The sequence below is a fragment of the Streptomyces sp. NBC_00683 genome (assembly GCF_036226745.1).
Classification (GTDB): Bacteria; Actinomycetota; Actinomycetes; order Streptomycetales; family Streptomycetaceae; genus Streptomyces.
In genome coordinates this window covers 6,771,799-6,793,000 of the sequence record NZ_CP109013.1, presented here as the reverse complement: position 1 = coordinate 6,793,000, position 21,202 = coordinate 6,771,799, and the positions used below count along the sequence as shown (strand labels likewise).

9 protein-coding genes are annotated in these 21,202 nt (G+C 68.7%); 4 read left to right on the top strand and 5 right to left on the bottom strand.

The genetic code is table 11. The features are described from left to right. Window positions 1-7: 7 nt before the first annotated feature. From drmC to drmA, 3 genes are read right to left on the bottom strand one after another with little or no spacing between them, the layout of a single operon-like run. A complete protein-coding gene (gene drmC / locus OG257_RS30255; protein WP_329212667.1) occupies window positions 8-772 on the bottom strand; it encodes a DISARM system phospholipase D-like protein DrmC in 765 nt (254 codons plus the stop codon). Next, entirely contained in the window at window positions 769-2,661 is a 1,893-nt protein-coding gene (locus OG257_RS30250; RefSeq protein ID WP_329212666.1) for a DUF1998 domain-containing protein, read from the bottom strand. Before OG257_RS30250 ends, drmC begins: the two co-directional genes overlap by 4 nt. Then, entirely contained in the window at window positions 2,658-6,476 is a 3,819-nt protein-coding gene (drmA, locus tag OG257_RS30245) for a DISARM system helicase DrmA (RefSeq protein WP_329212665.1), read from the bottom strand. The genes OG257_RS30250 and drmA overlap by 4 nt, the downstream gene beginning before the upstream one ends. A 183-nt stretch (window positions 6,477-6,659) precedes the next feature. Between drmA and OG257_RS30240 the strand changes: the two genes are divergently transcribed. After that, window positions 6,660-8,831, top strand: a complete 2,172-nt coding sequence (locus tag OG257_RS30240) for a UvrD-helicase domain-containing protein (protein WP_329212664.1) — start codon at window positions 6,660-6,662, stop codon at window positions 8,829-8,831. 47 nt (window positions 8,832-8,878) lie between these two features. Here OG257_RS30240 and OG257_RS30235 read toward each other — a convergent pair whose 3' ends face one another. Next, on the bottom strand, window positions 8,879-14,167 hold the full coding sequence (locus tag OG257_RS30235; RefSeq protein ID WP_443054582.1) for an AAA domain-containing protein: 5,289 nt from the start codon (window positions 14,165-14,167) through the stop codon (window positions 8,879-8,881). An 859-nt stretch (window positions 14,168-15,026) separates the two neighbouring features. On the opposite strand from OG257_RS30235, the gene OG257_RS30230 reads away from it, so the two are divergent. From OG257_RS30230 to OG257_RS30220, 3 genes are all read left to right on the top strand, one after another. Beyond that, window positions 15,027-15,866, top strand: a complete 840-nt coding sequence (locus OG257_RS30230) for a hypothetical protein (RefSeq protein WP_329212662.1) — start codon at window positions 15,027-15,029, stop codon at window positions 15,864-15,866. Window positions 15,867-15,971: 105 nt separating this feature from the next. Next, window positions 15,972-16,340, top strand: a complete 369-nt coding sequence (locus OG257_RS30225) for a hypothetical protein (RefSeq protein WP_329212661.1) — start codon at window positions 15,972-15,974, stop codon at window positions 16,338-16,340. A 43-nt stretch (window positions 16,341-16,383) separates the two neighbouring features. Next, window positions 16,384-18,936 carry a GmrSD restriction endonuclease domain-containing protein gene (locus OG257_RS30220; protein ID WP_329212660.1) on the top strand — a complete coding sequence of 851 codons (2,553 nt, stop codon included), beginning with the start codon at window positions 16,384-16,386 and terminating at the stop codon, window positions 18,934-18,936. Window positions 18,937-19,047: 111 nt separating this feature from the next. Here the strand turns inward: OG257_RS30220 and OG257_RS30215 are convergent, their stop codons facing one another. Continuing rightward, the gene (locus tag OG257_RS30215) at window positions 19,048-21,171 is read right to left on the bottom strand and encodes a hypothetical protein (protein WP_329212659.1); all 2,124 of its coding nucleotides are present in this window, start codon (window positions 21,169-21,171) and stop codon (window positions 19,048-19,050) included. Between the last annotated feature and the right edge of the window lie 31 nt (window positions 21,172-21,202).

Here is a 21,202-nt window from a genome sequence, read left to right as displayed (position 1 = left end):
TGAGCGATCACGCGCGGAGCGGCCGGAGCACTCCTGTGCGCTGTAGCTCCTCGACGTGCTCGGCCGCCCGCCGCGGCGCGTCCCCGCCCCGTACCAGGACTCCTGCCTCGATATTGCGCCGGGCGGCGGATTCCGTGAGGTTCGCGCTGCCCAGGAAGAGGACGCGCCGGTCGGCGACGGCGAGTTTCGCGTGCTGCCGCGAGGCGGAGCCGGCAGCCGGTTCGCGTACCCAATGCCAGAGGTGCAACCCGGGTATGGATGCGAACGCACCAGCCGGTTCCCGGCCCGAGAGGAGGCCTCGTGCGCCGGCCAGCGTCTCGACCACCACATGCACCCGCACTCCCCTGGCCGTCGCCTCGGTCAGGGCATGCGTCAGCGCCCTGTAGGGACGTGCCGCGTACGTCATGGCGAGCAGTTCGTCACGGGCCTCGTCGATGACTTCGACCAGCACCTGAGCGGTTGCCCGAACAGGCACCCCGGGTGTGGCGGGCCCGCTCCACACCGTCCTGACCTGGACGGCATCCCGTGCGCGCAACTGGGCCGCGACATAGCCCCGCAGGTAGGCCGCAGCCTCCGCGCTGGGCAGTGCGTCCGCCTCCATTTCTTCGTACAGTTCCGCCACGGCCTCCCGGACCCCCGGCGTCGCAAGCTCGGTCAACGCCCGCTCCTTGCTGTGCCCCCGGGCCAGCAACCCGGCAAGGTCCTTCGTGCGGGAAGGGCCGAGGCTCACTGCAACCGCCTCGGCCGCGGCCTCGAACCTTCGCCTGCTCACGGCAGCAGACTCACCGGCGTGAGCACCTGGTCCTTGTCTCCCGAAAGGGGAACGAGGAAGCGGCGGTCCAGAAACCGGTTACCACGAGCGCACGTGGTTTCGGAGACGAAGAGGCAGATGTGGCAAGCAGCTCCATGGAGGAAGTCGGCGGGATCGTGCGGAAGCCTCTCCGAGCACAGCGGGTCGCCGGAGCAGTGGGAGGCATCAGCCAGAGCACGGCGGACAATCCGGCCGAACTCCCGCTCCTCCGCCAGTGAGACAAGGCCTCCGAGAGTGCCTTCGGAGTCCGGGACGGCGGTGTAGATGAGGATGCCCGTCCTCGGGTTCCCCTCATCCCCTGCGTAGATCCGCTCTGCGAGGGAGGCCGAGTTGTAGCCGCACTCCAGCGCGATGGTACGGATCAACAGGTGCGAGAGGGTGTGCAGAGCGATGTATCGCGCCCCGGGCCAGCCGTGCAGAGGGTCGAAGTCACTGGTCTTGCGATCCGACTTGCGGTTGGTACGGAAGCGGCCGAAGGCTCCCCGGTGGGCCTCCATCTGTGAGGACTTCTCCACCCTCGCCACCCATTCGGCCATCAGTCCGTCGTGCACACGCAGAAAGATGCCCTCACCGCGTACCTCGCTGGCCGGCACCCAGTTCTGTGCAGTGCGTGAGAGGCCGACCTGGTAGCCGATTTCCGGTGACTCCGGATCGGGCGCGTCGAGGCGGGTGAAGCCGATCAACGCGCGTGCCTCACGAAGCCGTTCGACCTGCCGTAGATCGGAGAACAGTTCGCCCAGCGGTTCCGGTACGGGGACCTGCCGTAGCGCGAAGTCGTCGCTCGGCCGAGGGACGGGACCGGACAGGGCATCCCATTCGGGGCCGTACAGGCTCTCCTGGACGTCGGGAGCCGAGGGGACCGGCCCGTCGGCTCCCTCCTTGCGGGCCGCGATGGCCGCGACCAAGGCGTCCGCGTCGAACTCCCTGAGATAGCCAAAGGCCGGAATGCCCGCGAGGAGCTCGTAGTTCTCCCGGGATCCGATGCCCTGCAGCTCCGGCCAGTGGTCCTCGAGAAGCTTGTCGATGTCACCACCCTGCCCCTTGGGCAGTGCGAGGGCGCTGAGAGTCAGCGGGAACCACTGGTTGGACGCGCCGGCAACCATCAGTACGGCCTGCTCACTGCAGCCCTTCGGGCTGAAGGAGCCCAGATGCGGGTGGTGCCCCCGGCAGTGGGGGAGGTTGCGGCGCCCCCGTTCGCCCATGGCCTCACGGATGTTGCGCTTGGTGCCGCAGGCGACACATTCGATCGTGACGTTGGCTGCCTGGTTGCCGCCGTGGTCTTTCATGCGCAGCTTGGGGCGAGCAGTCTTGGAGCAGTTCTGGCCGTGGTGGACGTAGGCCGTGTAGGGGAATTCGTCCAGGTGGCCGGCGGTGCAGACAAGCGTGAATCGGGCCGCGACAGCCAGGGGCTTGCCCCGCTTGCAGTCGTGGACGAACTTCGCCTCGTGCGGGGTGCGCGGGTTGGAGTTGATGAACGTGAACTCGCCCGAGTCGACGGCCGCCAGGACGTTGCACGCGGTGCACCGTAGCCACTGCGGGAACGGTGTGACGGGCACGCCGGTCCCCTGCGCGGCCGAGCCTTTGGGATCGGTGTCCCCGCCTTCCAGCCACGGTGCGGCCCGCAACTGCTCGATCTGGGAGCGCCCGTAGCGCTGGAGAGAGCGGTTGGCGGCGGCTCGCAGGCGGGGTTCGTCGATGCCGTAGTCGGTGACGCCCGAGTAGCTCCAGAAATCGAGCCCTTTGACAAGGACGGAAAAGTTGGGCAGGTCGACGAGGGAGCCGATGCCCGTGGTGAACATGAGGTGGCTGGGGCGGACTGCGCCGACCCGGCGGTTGGAGTTGAAGCTCATCGCTGTCCCTTCCCGGCTCCGCCGGTGGTGGTGGGCCCGTACTCGTCGCTGTCCACGACGGCCGCGTCGTCAGAGTCCGCATCGGTGCCTGCCGCGCCGAAGTTCCAGTCGGGGCCCGCACCCGCGGGTTCGTCGAGGAATGCCCCGCCGCCCGGCAGCAGCAGGTTGATCTCGTTCTCCGTCTCGCGCATGGACATACCGACGGTGAGCTCGGTCCACTGCGAGCCGTCGGCTCGACGCAGGAGTCCGCTCACGATGGTGTTCTTGCGCTTCTCCCGCCGGTAGCCGAGGGCCGCACTGCTCTCGTCGCGCTTACGGCGCCATTCGTCCTTCAACCGGTCCAGACGCTCGCTGAGGTATTCGCGGGCACGTTCTTGGCCCACCCTTTCGGCCCGGTCCAGGAAGCGGCGCTCCACCTCGGCCGCGAGCGGTCCGTCCAGGTCGACCACATGGGCGTCCAGGTTGCGGGAGGTCTCGTACGCTGCCTGACGCAGCGCGGCGACGTAGGTGGCGGCGACTCCCCGGTCAAGGGCCCGGCGGGTGAACGGGGTGACGGAGAGCGCTTCGACCTGCCGGTAGAAGGTGGCGTGGTAGTGCTCGAAGTCCTCGTAGTGGGCGAGGTCGCGCGGGCGAGCCCAGTTGTAGAGGGTGACGACGAGCCCAGGGCGCTTGGAGTCACGTCCGACCCGTGACGACGCCTGGATGTATTCGGCGGTGTTCTTGGGCTGGCCGACGACCAGCATCAGGCCGAACCGTGAGACGTCGACACCGACCTGAAGCATGGAGGTAGCGAGGGCGACGTCGACGGCCTGCCGGGCCATCGGGGTCATCGAGGCACGGGGCTCTCGCTTCTCCTTGATGGCGATGGCGTACTCGCGCAGGAAGGCACGCCGCCGGACAGAGGTATCGCGTTCCGGGTCGAAGCCGGTCTCCAACCTCTTGAGTGCGGCGCCGATGTCGGCGGAGGAGATGCGCGACGTCAGCTCCTGAATACCGAGCATGCCGGTTCGGCTGACGATGCGGTCGGAAAGGGTGTCCTGCCCTTTCCGGCTTCCGTTGGAACGCACCCGGGTGGTGATGTCGTCATCCATGTACCTCCGCATACCAGCGAGTTCACGGGTGGCATTGAAGTAGCCGACGAGAGTCATGTACGGGTCGGCAGGCTTGCCGTAGTCGTCGAAGAGCTGCTGTCCCGCCAGCAGCAGGATCTCGGCGACCCGGATCTCGGCGGCCTTGAGCCGGGTGCCGTGGGCGCACACGCCGAGGTAGCGCCTGCCGGGGTTCTCTCGGCTTAGTTCGACCTGCCGGGAGAAGAAGGTGTCGCCGACGTCCAGAACCTGTGGAGGGAAGACGGCGACCTTCCGGCCGAAGACGCCGAGCACCTGGTCCGCGGCGCGCTTGGTGGTTGCCGTTGATGCGACGATCTTGGGCCCGGCCTCGCGCTGCTGCCCCTGGGCATCGGTGAAGCTCCAGGTGCACAGCTGGTCAATGGCGGACTCGAACAGACCGACGGTGGTGCCGAGAGCACCGGAGATCAGGTGCAGCTCGTCCTGGATGATCAGGTCCGGCGGCCGGAGGCGCGTGACGGGCTGCGCGGTGACGCCTGGCAGGTCGCCCTTGGCGTGGTGCCGACTGCCGCAGCCGGTCTTGGCGTCCAAGTCGTCGTGCCGGTAGCCGTGACGCGGGCAGATCTCGGTGACCCGGCCGAACAGCAGGCCCGCGTACCCGTTCCAGGGAAGCTGGGCGAACTTGTCGACGGTTGCGATCAGCAGGGACGGTGCGAGCCGGTAGATCTCCTCGTCGACCGTCAGGACGGGGATGCCCTCACCGGGGGATTCCAGCCTCGAGAACGGGCATCGGTCCGGTCCCTCGCCGCGCGGGCAGTACAGCAGGACCCGGCGCCGGGCCTCGTCGTACTCCATGTGGGAGCGCGCGGTCAGACCGCTCCCGCACCACGGGCAGGTGAGGACTTGCAGGACCCTGGCGTGCTTGTCGCTTGCGCTCTCGCGGGCGCCGGCGATCTGCTCCTTGGCCTCGTCGAACCAGTTGGGCGAGACGGAGGTCCCGACCCACAGTCCGATACGGAACGGGGTGGCGCCCCAGCGCACATCCCGTGCGAACTCCTCGCGGCGCAGTACCTCGCAGGCGGTCACGAGAGCGGCGGCGCGCTGGAACTGCTGGGCAGTCAGCAGGCGCAGGGTGTAGCGCATGAGGACGCCGACACCCGCCTCCCCACTGCGTGCCTGTGCGCCGGAACCGATAGTTCCCTGCAGGCGGCGCAACGCGAAGGTGTACGCGGCGAGTCCGAGGTAGGCCTCGGTCTTGCCACCACCGGTCGGGAAGAACAGCAGGTCCACGAGGGCCTCGCGCCCCGTCCCGCGGTGCGGGTGACCCGGAGCGCTGAGGGAGGCGAGGTTGAGCAGCACGAAGGCGAGCTGGAACGGGCGCCAGCTGGCCCCCTCCTTGCCTTTGTCGTACACCTCGTCCCTGGCCTCGCGGTAGGAGCCGTTGTCGTCCTCACGACCTGCCCTGGCGGTGGCGATGGAAGTGTTGCGGCGCTGGAGCGCCATGGCCCGGTTGGCGAACCGGAACGCTGCGAGAGCGGTGTCGTCAGCGGCGAGTGTGTCTATGCCCAGCGTGATGCGGTCACAGATCTCCAAGGCCTGCTCGATGGCGACGAGGGCCGATTCGCGCAGGTCCTCCGGCAGCGAACGGGCGCTGCGACGCTGTTGTTCGAGCCAGGCAGCGTAGCCGTCCGCCAGTGGGGCGAGGGCTGCGCTGAGTTCGCTGCCTCGCCCCGGTACGGCCATCTCCGCGAGTTCGTCCATGCCGAGCTCCAGGCCGCGCAGCAGATCCAGGTCCTGGACGGTGGGCGCGGTGGTGGCCCGGACGTCGTATTCGGGCAGCCAGGTGGTGGCGAGCCGGTGTGCGTTGCGTTCGCCGTCTCGTACGTGGGCGTGCACGGCGACATTGCGGCCGTTGGCGTGGCTGAGGCTGTCCCGGTACAGGAGGCGCAGGCGACGGTCCTCGGGGTCTTCGGGAGCGTTGCCCCGGTTCGCCGGATCGAGGGGATCGTCGACGGGGAAGAACACCGCCGCCTGATCGTCGGGGAAAGCGGTGACTTCGATACCGACCTGGAAGAGCCAGCGGGCGTCACGCGCGTCGCGGCTGTCCTCCTGCCCGTTCACCAGGGCCAATTCGACGATACGCAGGTCCTCGCCGCTGCCCGAACTGTGGTGGCGTACCTGTACGTCGAGGACGATGGCGCCCTCGAGAGGAACGGTCCGGCCTGCCGCACTGGTGACGTCGATGTCGACCGGGTACTCCACCGGCTCACGTGCCCATACCTTGCGGGTTGTTCCCTGGTCCGTGGCTTCCTCGGACTGGGTGTAGCGGCCCCAGCGAGCGGTGACACTGAGCGTGCCGACGGAGGCAGGTACGGTGAAGGAGAGCCCCATGGAGGAGGCCCAGATATGGCCGGCTGCCTGCGGGGTCAGGTGGTCCCTGGGTTCGCTGTCGTCGCCCTTTCCCTCGTCCCCGGATTCGCTGTCCGCGCTCTGCGCGGCGGCCAGGGCGATGCCGTCGGAAGTCGTGGCGTGGGGCCGCGGCCCCAGCATTCCGACGAGATACCGGTCGCGGGGTCCCGAGGACGACCCTGGCAACGTCTCGGTCTCACCGTCCCACGGCCCCAGCAGATCACGTCGGATATAGGTGACGAGTCCGTCCCGCACACCGTACGAGTCGCCGGAGAGGAAGGTCTGGGGCACTTCGTCGAGCGGATGCGGGACGGCGGCCGGGTCGGGCTGGGCCGGCATGTGGTGGTCCTTCCGGACGGGAACGGGCCGTGAAGTGAGGTATTACATACAACGACCCGCCCAACATAGATCGTTGACTCAGTTCACACAATACCTGCCTGCCGTCTCGCTTCCGCCGGTGCTGAGTATCTACTCTGTTCCACGACCACCGGCCGCCGGCCGCCCAGCGATCTGAGGACGCCCATGCCCCGACTCGCCCTCTCCGACGACTTCGTCGCGGACCTCATCTCGCTGCAGAGACCTGTGCAGAAGGAGGTCAACGAAGCGATCCAGATGTTTCGGAGTCTGACTGTCCCCCAACTGCACGCCAGCAAGGGCATGCATCTGGAGAAGCTGGAGCGGGCTCGCGACCGACGGATCCGAACGATTCGCATCACCAAGTCCTACCGCGGTGTCCTTCTCGCCCCCGACGACGGCAGCGAACTGTTCACCCTGCTGCGGGTCGCCACCCACGACGAGGCGATCCACTGGGCCTGCAAGCGCGCCTATTCCGTCAACAGCGCGACCGGCGGCCTCGAAGTGCGCAACGTCGAGGCCCTGGAGCAGATGGAGACGTACTTCGAGAGCAAGGCGGTCGCCACTCCCGCGCGTCTCTTCGAGCGGCACTCGGACACCGTGCTGCGTGACCTGGGCATCGACGACCAGGTCCTGCGACTCGCCCGGGTCTGCGTCACCGCCGACGACCTGACGGTCATGGCCCCGCCGATGATGCCGGCCGACCAGTACGAGGTGCTGGAGTACCTGGCGGCCGACTACCCGGTCCAGGAGGTCTGGGAGCAGCTGATCGCCTCACGTGGTCAGATGGTCCGCACGGCCGAGGACCGGCCCGCCGTCACCCTCGCCGAGGCGATCCTCAACAGCCCCGACCGCCTCGTGGAGGTGACTGGTCCGGGTGAGCTGGAACGCATCCTCACCGAGGACCTCGCACGCTGGCGGATCTTCCTCCATCCCGCCCAGAAGCGGTACGCGTACCACCCGGGCTTCAACGGTCCGGCTCAGGTCACAGGCGGTCCGGGAACCGGCAAGACGGTGGTCGCCCTGCACCGTGTGCGCCACTTGCTGCGCACCGGCCAGGAGGACGACCGGATATTGCTGACCACTTTCACCAACGCCATGGCGGCCGCACTGCGGGACAGTCTGGCGCTCCTGCTCGGCGAGACGGACGCGCACCTCCTGAAGCGCGTCGACGTGACCACCGTGGACTCGCTCGCCGCCCGGGTCGTCCGGGGAGCGAGGGGCAGCGCCCCCAAACCCCTCTCCGGCGCGGCGGAGAGGAGTGCCTGGACGAGGGCCACCGCCCGTGAGGACCTGCCCTGGACCGAACAGTTCCTGTCCCAGGAATTCCGTAACGTCGTACTCGCCCAGGGGCTCCGCACGCCCGAGGAGTATCTGCGCTGTGTACGGCGGGGGCGCGGGACACAGGTGGGGCGGGTGCAACGGGCCCGGCTCTGGCGCGTGATGGAGCGCTTTACCGCCGATCTGTCCTCCCGGGATTCCGCAACGTACACCCAGCTGTGCGACCAGGCCGCGCGCTGCCTCGCAGACAGCGGTCCGCGCTACCGTCACGTGGTCGTCGACGAGGCGCAGGACCTGCACCCGGCCCAGTGGCGCGTGTTGCGCGCATCCGTGGCGCCGCAGTCCGACGACATGTTCCTGGTCGGCGACCCCCACCAGCGGGTCTACGACTCCCGGGTCTCACTGCGGTCGCTGGGCGTCCACGTCCGCGGCCGAACGTCCCGGCTGCGCCTCAACTACCGCAGCACGGAGGAGATTCTCCGCTGGTCGGCGTCCTTGCTCGACGGGCAGCCGGTGGGCAGGCTCGGCGAGGACGACGATGACGACGCAGGCCGCGACTCACTGCGGGGCTACCGATCCCAGCTTCACGGCGGCCTCCCTGCGGCACACGGGTACGACAGCCAGGACGAGGAACTCAAGGCACTGACCGAGCAGATCCGGAACTGGATCGACAAGGACAAGGTGAAGCCCTCCGAGGTCGCGGTGTGCGCCCGTTTCAACACTCTCGTCGATGCTGTCATCGCCCGACTGCGCCGGGAGGGCATCCCTGCGGTCGCGGTGAAGGACGACCCCGGCCCAGAGGTCTCGGGGGTCCGGGTGGCGACGATGCACGCCATGAAGGGGCTGGAGTTCCGCTGCGTGGGCGTGGTCGGGGTGACGTCCAAGGTGCTGCCCTTCGCACAGCAGGTGACCCCGGCGGAGGTGGACCCGGTTCAGCACCAGTCCGACCTGATGGCGGAGCACTGCCTGCTCTTCGTCGCGTGCACGCGTGCCCGTGACGCCCTGTCGGTCTCGTGGAGCGGCCAGCGAAGCCCCATGCTCGATCCGGTCGCCGACTGAGAGATGTGGCCGCCGCGGACCCTCGCGGGTCGGCGGCGGCCCTGCGATCAGGCCCGGATCTCACGGACGACGACTCGGTGCGCCTTGTCATGTGAGGCGTTGTACGAGAGGTCGCGCCCCACTCGCTGCCACATCAGGGCATGCCCGAGCGGCGAGGAGGGGGAGACGGTGTCCGCGCCCTCCGCGGGCAGTTCGGCGACCGTGTACAGCGTCTCCTCGTCGACCCGGCCGTCGAACTCGAGGACGAGAAGCGCACCGGGGACGACCACCTGCGGCGCTTCCGTTCCGCCGACTGCCACAGAGTCGAGGAACGCCCGAAGGAACACGAGGCGCTTGGCGCGACGGTCGCGCTGATCGGCCTGCGTCCGGCGTAGGAACACCAGCTCGGGTGCGTCGAGGCCCTCCGGCGTGTCGCTGGGTGCGTCGACCGCAGCCTGCAGCTGCTGCATCTCGCGAACCAGCCGCTGGAAGGCTGCCGCCGGGATCTCCCGTACGGGGAAGGCACCCGGGGAGGTATGGGTGATCTCCCGGTGCTCCGCCGCCTTGCGGGCGGCGACGGGGGCCGGTACCGACACTGTGGGCGACGGCACCCCAGAAACCCGTGTCGAGGGCGTCGGAGGCGTAGGAGTCGCCGGTGCCACTGCCTGCGGAGCCGGAACGGGCGGGGCGGGTACGGCCGCAGTCTGTGGCGCAGAACCCTCGGCGTCGGCGTCCACCCCCACGGCCTCCGATTCGGGTTCGGCCGATCCCTCGTCGGCATCTGCCTCCTCCCGGGCGCTCACATCTGTCCCGTCCTCGACGGCCCGGTACTCTTGCCTGACAGGCTTGATCCCAAGCCGTTCCAGCTCCACCCAGAGCGGTGCCAGCGCCTGCTCCCGGTCAAGGTGGAAGCGGCTTCCCCGGATCCGTACGAACGTCCAGTCCACCCGCTCCAGATCGCGCTGCCGGGCAGCTGCCGTCGAGGCGTCCTCACCCTCCGCGAAGGTGTCGCCGTCGCACGCCACGGCGAGCCGCCGCGTGCCACCCTCGACGACCAGGTCGATGGCATGCCGGCCGACCTTGTAGCCGGGGCGGACACGGTAGTCGCGCCGGGTCAGTTCCAGGTACACCTGCTGTTGGAAGAGACTGTCGAACGCCTCGTGCCGCACGTCGGGCAGCACCTTCCCGTCGACCGCGGCGGTTTCCTCCTCGGCGGGCCGGGTGAGGTGGTCGAGCCACTGGCGGCGCAGGTCGTTCTCGTGGAACTGCTCGGCGCGGGCACTGTGGAACACCCACACCTGGTCCTGGGCGCGGGAGGCGGCCACGTTCAGGCGCTGCTCGTACGTCTTGCCGGTGAAGCCTCCAGGCACTGTCCCAGCGGCCGTGGTGGGCGAGTTGACGCACGAGATGAACATGATATTGCGCTCGTCTCCCTGGAAGTCCTCGGCGTCGCCGACCCTGATGCGCCGCTCCTCCCGCTGCTCGTAGTCGAGGCGCTCGGCAAGCAGGTTCTCCAGCTCCGCCAGGTGTGCCTTGCTTCCGCGGAGGCTAATGACACCCATGGTCTTCCCCTCGTACGAGGGGTCGGCGCAGCAGCGCACGATCTCGGAGACGAGCGCCTCGGCCTCGGCTGCATTGGCCAGACGACTGTTGGCGCCGAGGGCCTCGCCGTTGCCGACGTACACGGTGCGTACGGGCGGCAGGCGGTCGGCACCGTACTGGCGCAGAGGTTGTAGCCGGCCGTTGTAGCAGAGGTCGTTGGAAAAGGAGATGATCTCCGGCATGCACCGGAAGTGCTCCTTGAGCATGAGCGTGCCCCGGCCCGCGGAGAGTGCTTCGGTGAGGTCGAAGAAACTGGACTCCGGGCCGAAGAGGCTGCGGACGTCCGTCTCGAGTCCGGTGAGCAACCGGTCCCTGAGGTGGAAGTACTCGTCCTGCTTGAGTCCGACGTTGGAGGGGCTGACCTGCTTGCTGTCGCCGACGACGACCATGCGGTCAGCGAGCCAACTCAAGAGCATGGCCTCGAGACCGGACTGGCTTGCCTCGTCGACGATGACTACGTCGAACAGGCCGGGTCGGTCCATGGGGACGGTCTCCGCGACCTGGTGCAGGGGCATGATCCAGGCGGGTACGGCCGTCTGCGCCTTGCGCAGGGCGGCCTGGGCGTCACGCCGGTAGCGGTGCTGGTACTTGCCCTTGATGCGACGGGCGGCCTGCTGATACGCGCTGAGCGCACGCGACTGGTCACCGGTCAGCAGCCCCAGGCAACGGTGCCAGGCGCGTGCCGCGGCGAGGCGCGCGAGCATGATCCGGGCCTCGCCGTCAGCCTCGGTGAGCCGCCCCCGCAGGGTGCGCTCGGCGTCCGGGTCGGTGAGCCGTTCCATGCGCTCGCGCCAGGCGGACCAGGCCCAGGCCTCGGCCAGGGCGGCAAGGCGCGTGTCCCAGGTGTTGTCCTCCGGTGTCCCCGTGATCCTCTCGGCCAGCGAAGGGAAGGTTGCCTGCGCGCGGACGAGCGCCACGTGCTGCTCGGCACGCAGCCGGGCCGCCTCGCGGACCTCTGCGAGCTCCTGGCTGAATTCCCGGTAGCCCTCCGGGTTCCGGGCGCGGACGGCGTCCAGGGCCCGTGCCACTGCAGGCGAGACACCGGCCCGGTCGCTCCAAGCGCGGAGAAGTTCCTCTGTGGCGGCGATGACACGGCGCGACTGCTCGGCCGCACGGAGCGTGGTGGCCGCTCGTAGCAGCGCCCGTACGGCGCTCTCGACGGACTGGTCGTGCCAGGTCGCGACGGCCAGTTCCTGCGAAGTGGCAGCGGCCGTGAGCACCTCGGTACGCGCTGCCGCGACGGCAAGGAGAGCGTCGAGCGCCTCGGCCTCCTGCCGCAGGCGGGCGAGGCGCGGACCGTGCCCCTGCCAGGGATTCGCCGGAGTGCCCCACTCGCACTCCACCTGAGCCAGTCGAAGTTCGAGCTGGATGCGGGCGAGCACGACGACGGTCGTGCCGACGTCCTCAGGTGCCCTCCCATCGACACGGACGGCCTCCACGAACGGTCCGACGGCCTTGGACAGCTTCGAGCGCATTCCGAGCGAGCCCCGCAGTTTCTGCCCCTGCTTCAGTCCGTCGTGCAGCGCGGTGGCCTGGCCGAGCGCGGTGACCGGATCGTACTGCTCCAGTCCGCTGACCATGGCGTTACCCATGGCCGAGAGCGAGGCGTCGGCGGTGGCGAGGGCTTCTGTCACGGCGGCGTGTCTGCTGCGGGTCTGCCAGTCCTGACCTGCGCCTACTTCACGCAGCAGGGCGACGGCCCACTCACCGGCTGCGGCAGCCAACGACCCGGCCCGTACGCGGGCACCGGCGAAGGCGTCGAGGGCGGCCGAGACCCGTTCCTGCTCGTCCTCGGCGAGACTACGGATAGCCGCGTCGTACTGCTGACTCAGCACGTCCTGTCGCACGGCCGCGTGCGCGTCCTCTGCGGAGCGCACGACCTCGACGGCTTCTTCGAAGTCACCGGGGCTCGGCAGCTCGGAGGGGCCGGGCACCTCGGCAGCGAGGGCCTGGTGGTGGGGAGTGAAGGCACGGGTGGTGTACAGAACCCGCAATGCGTCCTCGGCGCTCAGGGCCGGTTGTTCCTGTGGGACCTTGCCGATCCAGTCGTACGTGCCGGCCTCGCCCGCGAGTCGCTCGGCGATCTCCTGGAGACTCCCGCTGTAGTCGCCGATCTCCGCCTCGAAGCGGTGGGTCTCCTGCTGCCGCAGAACGGCAAGGTCGCGCAGCATGGCCTGCTGTGCGGACCGGGCTGCGGTGAGCCGGGCCTGCAGCGTCCGGATCTCGCGCTGCGACGCATTCGGGTCGTAACCGGCGTATTCGCTCAGGATCTTGCTGACGGACGCTTCCAGTTCACGCTGCGCGGCAGCGCCGTCCTCGGTGCGGCTGACACACAAGTCGCGCACGGACTCCGGCAGCTTGTCCCGCAGCACGCGCAGGGCACGGGGGGTGTGGCTGGTGATCAGGACACGCTTGCCCTGTGCCAACAGGTCGGTCACCAGGTTGGCGATGGTGTGCGTCTTGCCGGTCCCGGGCGGCCCCTGGACGACGACGAGCCTGTTGGCCCGCAGCCGTTCGGCGATGGTGCGCTGCTCCTCGTTTGCCGGGAGGGCGAAGTACATCTCACCGCTGTCGGTCTGTGCCCCGCCGTCCTGGGCCGCCGCGAGGCCGGCTGCCGTGAGGGCCCCGTCGCGACCCGCGATGTAGCCGAGCAGCTCGGTGGGAGGCGTGCCGCCGTCGATCTGGCGAGCGATGGCTTTGAGCGCATCAAGGGTGGAACGCCTGTTGCGCTCGCGCAGTACGAGTGCCGGGGCGAGTCCGACATGTGGCACATCCAGACTGCGGGGCCTGACGCGCTCCACGGCCGGCGTATAGCTTCCGGCACTGTGAGCGGCATTGACCCAGCTGCGCAGAGCGGTGTGCAGGGCATCGAGCTGTTCGGGGTCCGTGGCATCCGATGCGCCGTCGAGGACACCCACGATCTCCTCCCGGACGGGGCCCGGGACGTGCTGTGCGCCGTCGAGCATGCCCTCTTCGAGCTCCATGCCGACGCCGCTCGGGTCAGGGGCAGCCGTAAGGGTGCCGGTCGACGGGTCGAGCTGCACGGTGGCCCGGTGGGTGACAAGGTGCCGTTCCACGCGCTGGCCGGAGGTCGTCTCCCAGGTCAACCGCCCGAACCCGACAACGAGTTCGTAGGCCTCACCAAGATTCGCGGCATCCTCGTGCATCTTGTGGAGCCGGTCGTAGAGCTTCACGAGCGGGTCGATCGCCCGGCGCCGCTCCGCCCAGGCGGCCCACTCCTGCTCCCACGCCGCATACAGCTTCTCGATCTTTTCCCGCTTCGGGTGCGCGTCCAGTTCGTGGTACGTCTTCTCCAGCGGGATGCCCTGTGACCAGTCCGGAAATTCGGGTTCGATCCGCCGCCGCAGATGGGGTGCACGGGTCTGCTTGAAGTCTCGGATCCGGGTTTCGTCCACCCAGGGCGCCAGCAGTGGCTTCGGCTGGGGAGCGTCCTCACGCTCCGGCCGTGCGACAGTCAGCCAGGCCGGGTCGTCGGTCTGCAGCGCCCCGTCGACCATCACGGCGACGCCGGGGTCGTCCGGCAGTTCCTCGAACCACACGGCCCCTGCTGCGCCGTCGAGAGTGCGGACGGGCCTGGCCTTGGACTCCTCGGCTTCGGCAAGGAAGCGGAAGATCTGCCGGACGCGGGCGGCATCGGTCTTTTCCGTGGACAGAGCGGGGATCTTCACGGGAGCGCTCGGGCGGACAACGTAGTCACCGGAAACGTCCGGTTCCGGCTCCGCCGTGTCGAACAGCGACCGTTGATCGTCACCGAACAGCACTGCCTGGTCGGGCAGTGCTGTAGGTGCCGTCCGGGCGGCGGGAACCCGGGGATCGACCGGGCGAGACGGGTGTGCGGTGGTGAAGGTGACGCTCTCCCGCGCGTCCCCGCTCCTGAACTGCACTTCGAAGTCGAGCTCTCCAGCCGTTCCGGCCGGAATGCTGTACGCCCAGGTCGCCGAGAGCCGCCGCCCCGTGCGCAGAGTGCCGTCCAACTCGTCATCGAGCGTTTCGGTCCGGTAGTCGAGCACCTGCCGGGCTGACTTTCCGTACGTCCCTCCGCGGACCGCCAGACGGATCCCGCCCATATCGATGGGCTGCCCCGTTCCGTTGCTGAGGTACAGGGTGCAACGGATGAGGTCATCACCCTGCCGGTACCCGTGGGAGTCACCGGCGTCCACCAACTCGTACGGCACGACATCGTCGACCCGGACAATCAACCCGTCGTCGTACTGATGCACGGAACCGACCGGCTGAATGCCGTCACCCAGCATGTTCTCGCTCTGGCTCACGCGCCACCCCACTGCCGCTGAGGGCCGCCGACAAGGTGGCCACTTGTGAAATCCCGCCCCGGCCACCCGAAGCGCCGGTCTTGCACGCGCCCCCAGCACACCCCCACCACTTCACGTGTGAACTCAGCACACGCGGCGAGCGTACCAGGGGAAGTGGCGCAGAGCGGGTGCACCAGAGCCTCACAGCAGCGACTCAATCCACACCCGCGGCGCGTGAACAGTAATATGGACTGGTTGACTTAGTTCACAATGCCGATGCAAGCTTGTCACGCACTCATCAGCCGCCTTGCGTCGCCGCCGCTCACCCAAAGGGGCCACCACCATGCACATGGAAATCCTCAACGTCTCTCCCGAGTTGGCCGTCGAGTGGCTCACGCACAACACCAGTAACCGCCCCCTCAGCAAGGGCACCGTCCAGCAGCTTGCCGCCCAGATCCAGCGCGGCGAATGGCAGCTCACGCACCAGGGCATCGCCTTCGACGAGGACGACGTGCTGATCGACGGCCAGCACCGACTCGCAGCGATCGCCAAGGCAGGTATCGCGGTGCCGCTGACCGTCACACACGGGGTGCCCCGCACTGCGTTCACAGTCATGGACACCGGCCGCAAGCGCACCGGCCGGGACACGCTCGCACTCGTCGGCGAGACCAACGCCACACACCTCGCGGCAGCCTTGCGCGGGCTCCACCTCTATCTGCACGTCCCGAACTCCGCCTGGAGCGGCGGATCGTCGACCACCAGCAACGACCAGCTGCTGGTGATGCTGGACAAGCACCCCGGCATCCGCGACGCGCTCCAGCACGGCATCGCACTCAGTCGCGCCTGCCGCATCACTGTCACGGCAGCAACCATCGGCTGGTACGTCACCACAGGGACACGCCCCGACATCGACCAGACCGCGTGGCGGGACGGCATCATCACGGGCGCGCTGCTGGAGTCCGGCGACCCGCGTCTCACCCTGCGCAACACGATGCTCAGCCTGGCCAGCGGTAAGGCACATCGACGCCGCGACGACTCCCGCGAGCACCTCCTGTACTACCTCAAGTCCTGGAATGCTTGGGTCGAGGGCCGCAGCATGAAGCTGCTGCGCCGCTCCCCCAACGAGACGATGCCCAAGGTGTCGAACCATTCGGCCACCGTGGGCGCGAGCACGAGTGCATGACCGCGGGACCCACTCGGCGGACGCAAGCGCACCCTGCGTACATGAACCGTCACGCACCACCACTCTGATCCATTACCGTGTCAGTCGTAGTCCTGGGGAGGGCGCATGAAGAGGAACACGCCGGAGTTCGAGCAGGCCCTGGATGTCATGGTCCGGATCCTGCAAGCGCGTGCTGCCACCGGTGCCGAGCCCCTCACGTACAGCGCACTCAGCGCCGAACTGGACGTGCAGGGACACGATGTCCCTGCACACCGTGGGCCGATGTCCTACCTGCTGGAGGACGCGTCCTTGCGGGAGAGCCCTGATGGGTGTCTGCCCATGCTGTCCGCCCTCGTCGTACTCAAGTCCACGGCATGGCCGTCCGGGGGCTTTTTCCAGCTCGCTCGCCGCGCCCCTTTCTCACGCTCCGGTGACGAGACCGAGCTGTGGACACGCGAGCTCGTGCACCTGGCGAAGCACTACTCGGCACGTTGAAGCGCTCGACACATCTGCCGGTCCACGGCAGGAAAGGATGCGCATGCGCGCGCAGGAGATCACCTTTCTCAACCTTATCCAGGGGGAGAAGCAGTTCCAGGTCCCGCTCTACCAGCGGACATACAGCTGGGGCCGGGATCAGCTTCTGCGGCTCTGGGAGGACGTGAGCGAGCTCGTAGAGCAGCACCGGGCGGGTGAGGCTGCGGCACCGCACTTCCTTGGCTCCGTCGTTCTCGCGCCGGGACAGATCCAGGCCGGCGGAGTGCAGAAGTGGCTGGTCGTGGATGGCCAGCAGCGTCTCACCACGCTGATGCTGGCATTCACCGCGCTCCGCGATCAGCTCAGGGACTCGGGCGACCCCCGGGGCGCCGAGCGGGTGCACCGCCAGATCCTTGTCAACGAGTACCAGGAGGCCCTGAACCACTACCGGCTGCTGCCCACCCAGGCGGACCGCCAGGCGTTCACCGAGTGCGTCGGATCTGCCCCTCAGGCAGGTGGCGGCGGCAACATCGGCTTCGCCTACCGGTTCTTCCTCGGAGCCCTATCCGAGGGGCGGGTGACGGCGGCGGACTCGAAGTGCTGGCTGGAGGCGGTGGAGAACGTCCTCAAGGGCCTGCTGTCAATCGTGGAGATCACCGCTGAGCCGGGCGACAACGTGTACCGGATCTTCGAGTCGATCAACAACACCGGTGTCGGCCTCAGCCAGAGCGACTTGCTGCGCAACTATGTCTTCATGCTGCTGCCCCAGCGCGGCGAGCGGGTCTACCAGGAGCTGTGGCTGCCCATGCAGCAGAGCCTCGGCCCCAAGAACCTGGAGCTGTTGGTCTGGCTCGACCTGGTCGTACGCGGTCACTACAAGACGAAACAGAGCGAGATCTACCGCGAACAGCAGAAGCGGTTGCAGCCGCTCGCGGGTGACGAGAAGGCACTGCAGCACGAGATCGCCCAACTGTCGGAGCGCGCCCAGCGATTCCTCCGCATCGTCGACCCCACCCGCGAGCGGTCGACGCCCCTGCGCTCAGCCCTGGAACGCCTGGTCGCGTGGGGCGGGCAGACGCACTACCCCCTGGCTCTGCATTTGCTGGACCTCGTCGACTCGGGCGCCACGACCCCGGAGGACGCGGCGGAAGCCCTGCGATACGTCGAGTCCTATCTGGCCAGGCGCCTCATCTGCCAGACACCGACGGCCGGGATCAACCGCATCTTCATGGAAGCTCCGAAAGACCTGGAGACCGACCGTCCCGCGGCCGAGGCGGTCCGGCGCTTCCTGTCGGGGAAGCGCCGCCGGTGGCCGAGCGACGAAGAGCTGCGGGCAGCGGTCCGCAGCAAGCCCTTCTACTGGGGCGGACGCCCCCTGCAGCGCAGTTACATCCTGCGCCGCCTGGAGGAGAGCTACTCCCCCACCGAGCCAGTCGACTTCGCCAAAGCGTCACTCACGGTCGAGCATGTCCTCCCCCAGCGGCCGGCGCAGGCGTGGTTCGACCTTCTCTCCGACGAGACGGAGGAGGGCCAGTCTCCTCAGGAGCTGCACGACCTGCTGGTCCATACCCTCGGCAACCTGACCCTGACAGGCGACAACTCCAAACTCTCCAACCACCCCTTCCAGCGCAAGCAGCAGATCCTCGACGCCAGCGCGCTGCGGATGAATCAGGAGATCGCCTCGTCGAAGCGCTGGGGCAAGGCGGAGATCATGGCCCGCGCCGACCACCTCTGGGAGCGTGCCGTGGAGCTGTGGCCCGGCCCGATCGGCGGATTCCGTTCAGTCGGTGAGGAGTCGTCGAGCTGGACGGAGCTGCGGGCGGCACTGGTCGCGATGCCCAGCGGAACGTGGACGGCGTACGGCGATGTCGCCGAGCTCATCGGCAGCCATCCGGTACCTGTCGGGGCCTATCTGTCGGCCAATCCCACGGTGATCGGCGCCTATCGCGTGCTGAGTTCCGAGGGCAAAGTCTCGGCCGGATTCCGCTGGGCAGAAGGCAGCGACCGGCTGCCGCCCCAGGACGTGCTCGAAAGCGAGGGCATCCGATTCGACCGTTACGGCCGCGCCCACACGTCCCAGCGCCTGACAGCCGCCGAACTGGCGACGCTGCTGGGCAAGGACGTCACCCAGCAGACCGCGCACGATCCTCTGCCGGACGGCGAGAACACCGAGGCGGCCGGGCGTTTCCGCAGCCAGTTGCAGGAGCACTGGCCGGAGGCCTCGGCCGGAGTGACTACGACCCTCGACTTCTGGCGTCACCAAGGCGGCTATCTCACTTACGGGCGCCACGAGGAGACGAGCTGCTTCCCCATGCTCGACGCCGGTACGAGCACTCACCCCCACCTGATCTGGCCGCTCGGCCTCTACCCGGTCAGCGGAACGGTCGAGGTCGTCTTCCAGTACCTCAAGGACCGTGCCCCGTTCGATGACACAGAACAGCGACGCGAGCTGCTGCAGCGACTCAACAAGATCGACGGCATCGACCTCTCCGAGGCCAAGCTGGAGCTGCGTCCCTCGTTCCCGCTCGCTGTCTTCGCCAAGCACAGCGAGGCGATCTGCGAGGCACTGGACTGGTTCATCCACACGGCAGCCCTGGACCTGGCCCGGAGGGTGTGAGACGTGAGATCCGTGTACGCCGGGCGGGCTACGCCACCCCGGCGTACACGGGCCGTCTCCTCACGACCGGGGCCGACCACTCCGTTCGGGTGCTGTCACCCTTGAGATGCCCTACCCGCCGCACACCTTGAACACGGCGCGAGCGTGCCGCAACAGCAGTTCGTCGTCGGCGCAGCGGTAGCGCATACGCCCTCTGCCGCCTGTGTTGTTGTGGCGGCGTGCGGCAACGAGCTCTTGGCGGAGCACGGGGACCGCAGGAGTGGCCGCGGAACCCATGCCCGCCCATACCCGGGCTACGTCAGGCCGGTTGTCGATGTGCGCGGACCACGCGTGCAGCAGGACGGGCATGGACTCCTCCACGTCACGGCTCGCCTCCCACAGTGCCACCGCGAGGGTGCCCGCGACCCAGCCGACGTTCCTCTCCGGTGACGCCGCGAGCGCACGCAGTTCGGGCAGCAGTACGGCAGCCCTCGCTCCCATGTCGGCGACCACTCGCAGCGCGTCATGCCGCGGCGACCAGTCCTTCGCTGTGAGCGCTGTCCTGAGTGCGGGGAGGACGGTTTTCTCCTCGCCCCCGACCGGCCACAGTGCTGCTGCCGCGTCGACGCTGTGGTGCGGCGCACCGTTCCGCGCCAGTGACCGCAGCTCCGGGAGTGCCTCGCGGGCTACCGTCGGGCCGAGCCGTGCCAGGGCGCGCAACGCGGCGCCCCTTGCCGGGACGGCCCGCCCCTCCGCAGTCCGCAGGATCCGGAGGACCGTGCTCGGCGCCTCGGCCGATCCGACGGCAACCGCGGCCTTCAGCAGGTACTCGGCGCCCCAGGAACGGTTCACGGGATCCACCGCGCGCAGTCTTCCGTCCAGCACCGGCGCCAGCGCCGCGGCAGGACCCTCGCCCATGCGGTCGATCCAGTCACCCAGGTCCTCCGGCACGTGTCCGAACCGCAGCACTCCCACGAGCCCCGGCACGGCCCGCGCGTCTCCCTGTGCGGCGAGCGCGCTCAGCACGGCCCCGTAGGAGGTTTCGTTCCACCGGGCCTGGGGTGGGAAGTCCGGCCCGGCCGCCGCCCGTTCGGCCAGTGCGTCGGCCGCCGGCCTGCCGAGGGCGTATAGGTGTCTGAGTTCCGATGCCGCCCACCGGACGATGCGGTGATCGGCTTCGCGGATCTGCTCGCCCAGAAGCCGCACGGGCTCCTCGTGCGGGCCCCGCCATCCCGTCAGCAACAGACCACCCATGTCGATCGCCTCACGCCGCTGGCCCCAGTCAGGGCTGCGCAGCTGGTCCTCCAACAGCGCGAAGCGTTCGACGACTCGGTCGTCCAGGGCACGGTGCAGGTCCGCGAGCAGTTCGGTCGCCCAGGAGGCCTTGGCCGTGGTGCGCTGGGACGCCTTGAGCCGGCGCAGATAGGAAATCATCGTCGGTGTCTGTGGGGCGGCGCCCTTGATCTCGCCCGCCGATTCGTCCTCCTGCGCGTCGCGTGCCTCCCGCATCACACCGGTGGCGATATCCACTGACCGTTCCGGGAGCCGACCGGGCGCGCACCGCGCCAGCTGCAGGAGGGCGGACAGTCGCAGCCCGGCATCGCCCGGACCGTTCCTCCGGGCGAGGAGGCCGGCCAGAGTCTCACCGGCACGCTCCGCGAACTTGGCTTCGCGGACGCCCAGTTCTCCCAGCGCTGCGGCCAACGCCCGCAAGACCCCCGGATCCCGCTCCTCAGCGAGCCTTCGGCGCAGCGCTGCCAGAACCGTCTCCGGCTCCTCGTGCAACTGCACCAGCGCGCCCGGCAACGCACACCTCAGCCCCTCGCAGGCGTCGTCGAGGAGCTCCAGGAGCACACCGCTGCGCGCCCGCACCTGCGACTCCGCCTCGGCGAGCATCCCGGCCCAGGCCGCGTACTCGTCCTCGTCGTCGGACCAGAAGTCCATCTCCTCCGGGTCCCGGCCGTCCCCCTCGATACTGCGCAGCAGGTCGACGATCTCGCCGCGTCCCGGCAGGCCTGCTGTCCCGACCAGTTCGAACAGGAAGGGGATGCACGCGACGGTGCTGTCGTACACGTCCCCTTGGTGGTGCACGGCGCCGTGCATGCCGTCGAGTGCGATCTCCCGCTCGGCCGCGTCGGAGGACGCCAGCCCTCGCAGCAAATCCGGCACATCGGAAGCATCGCCGTACGCATGGCCCATGGACGCCCAGTCGACGTCATCGATCCCCGTGAACATGATCGCGAGTCTGTCAGTCACCTCGGACAACGGTGGTGGGCAGCAGGAGCGC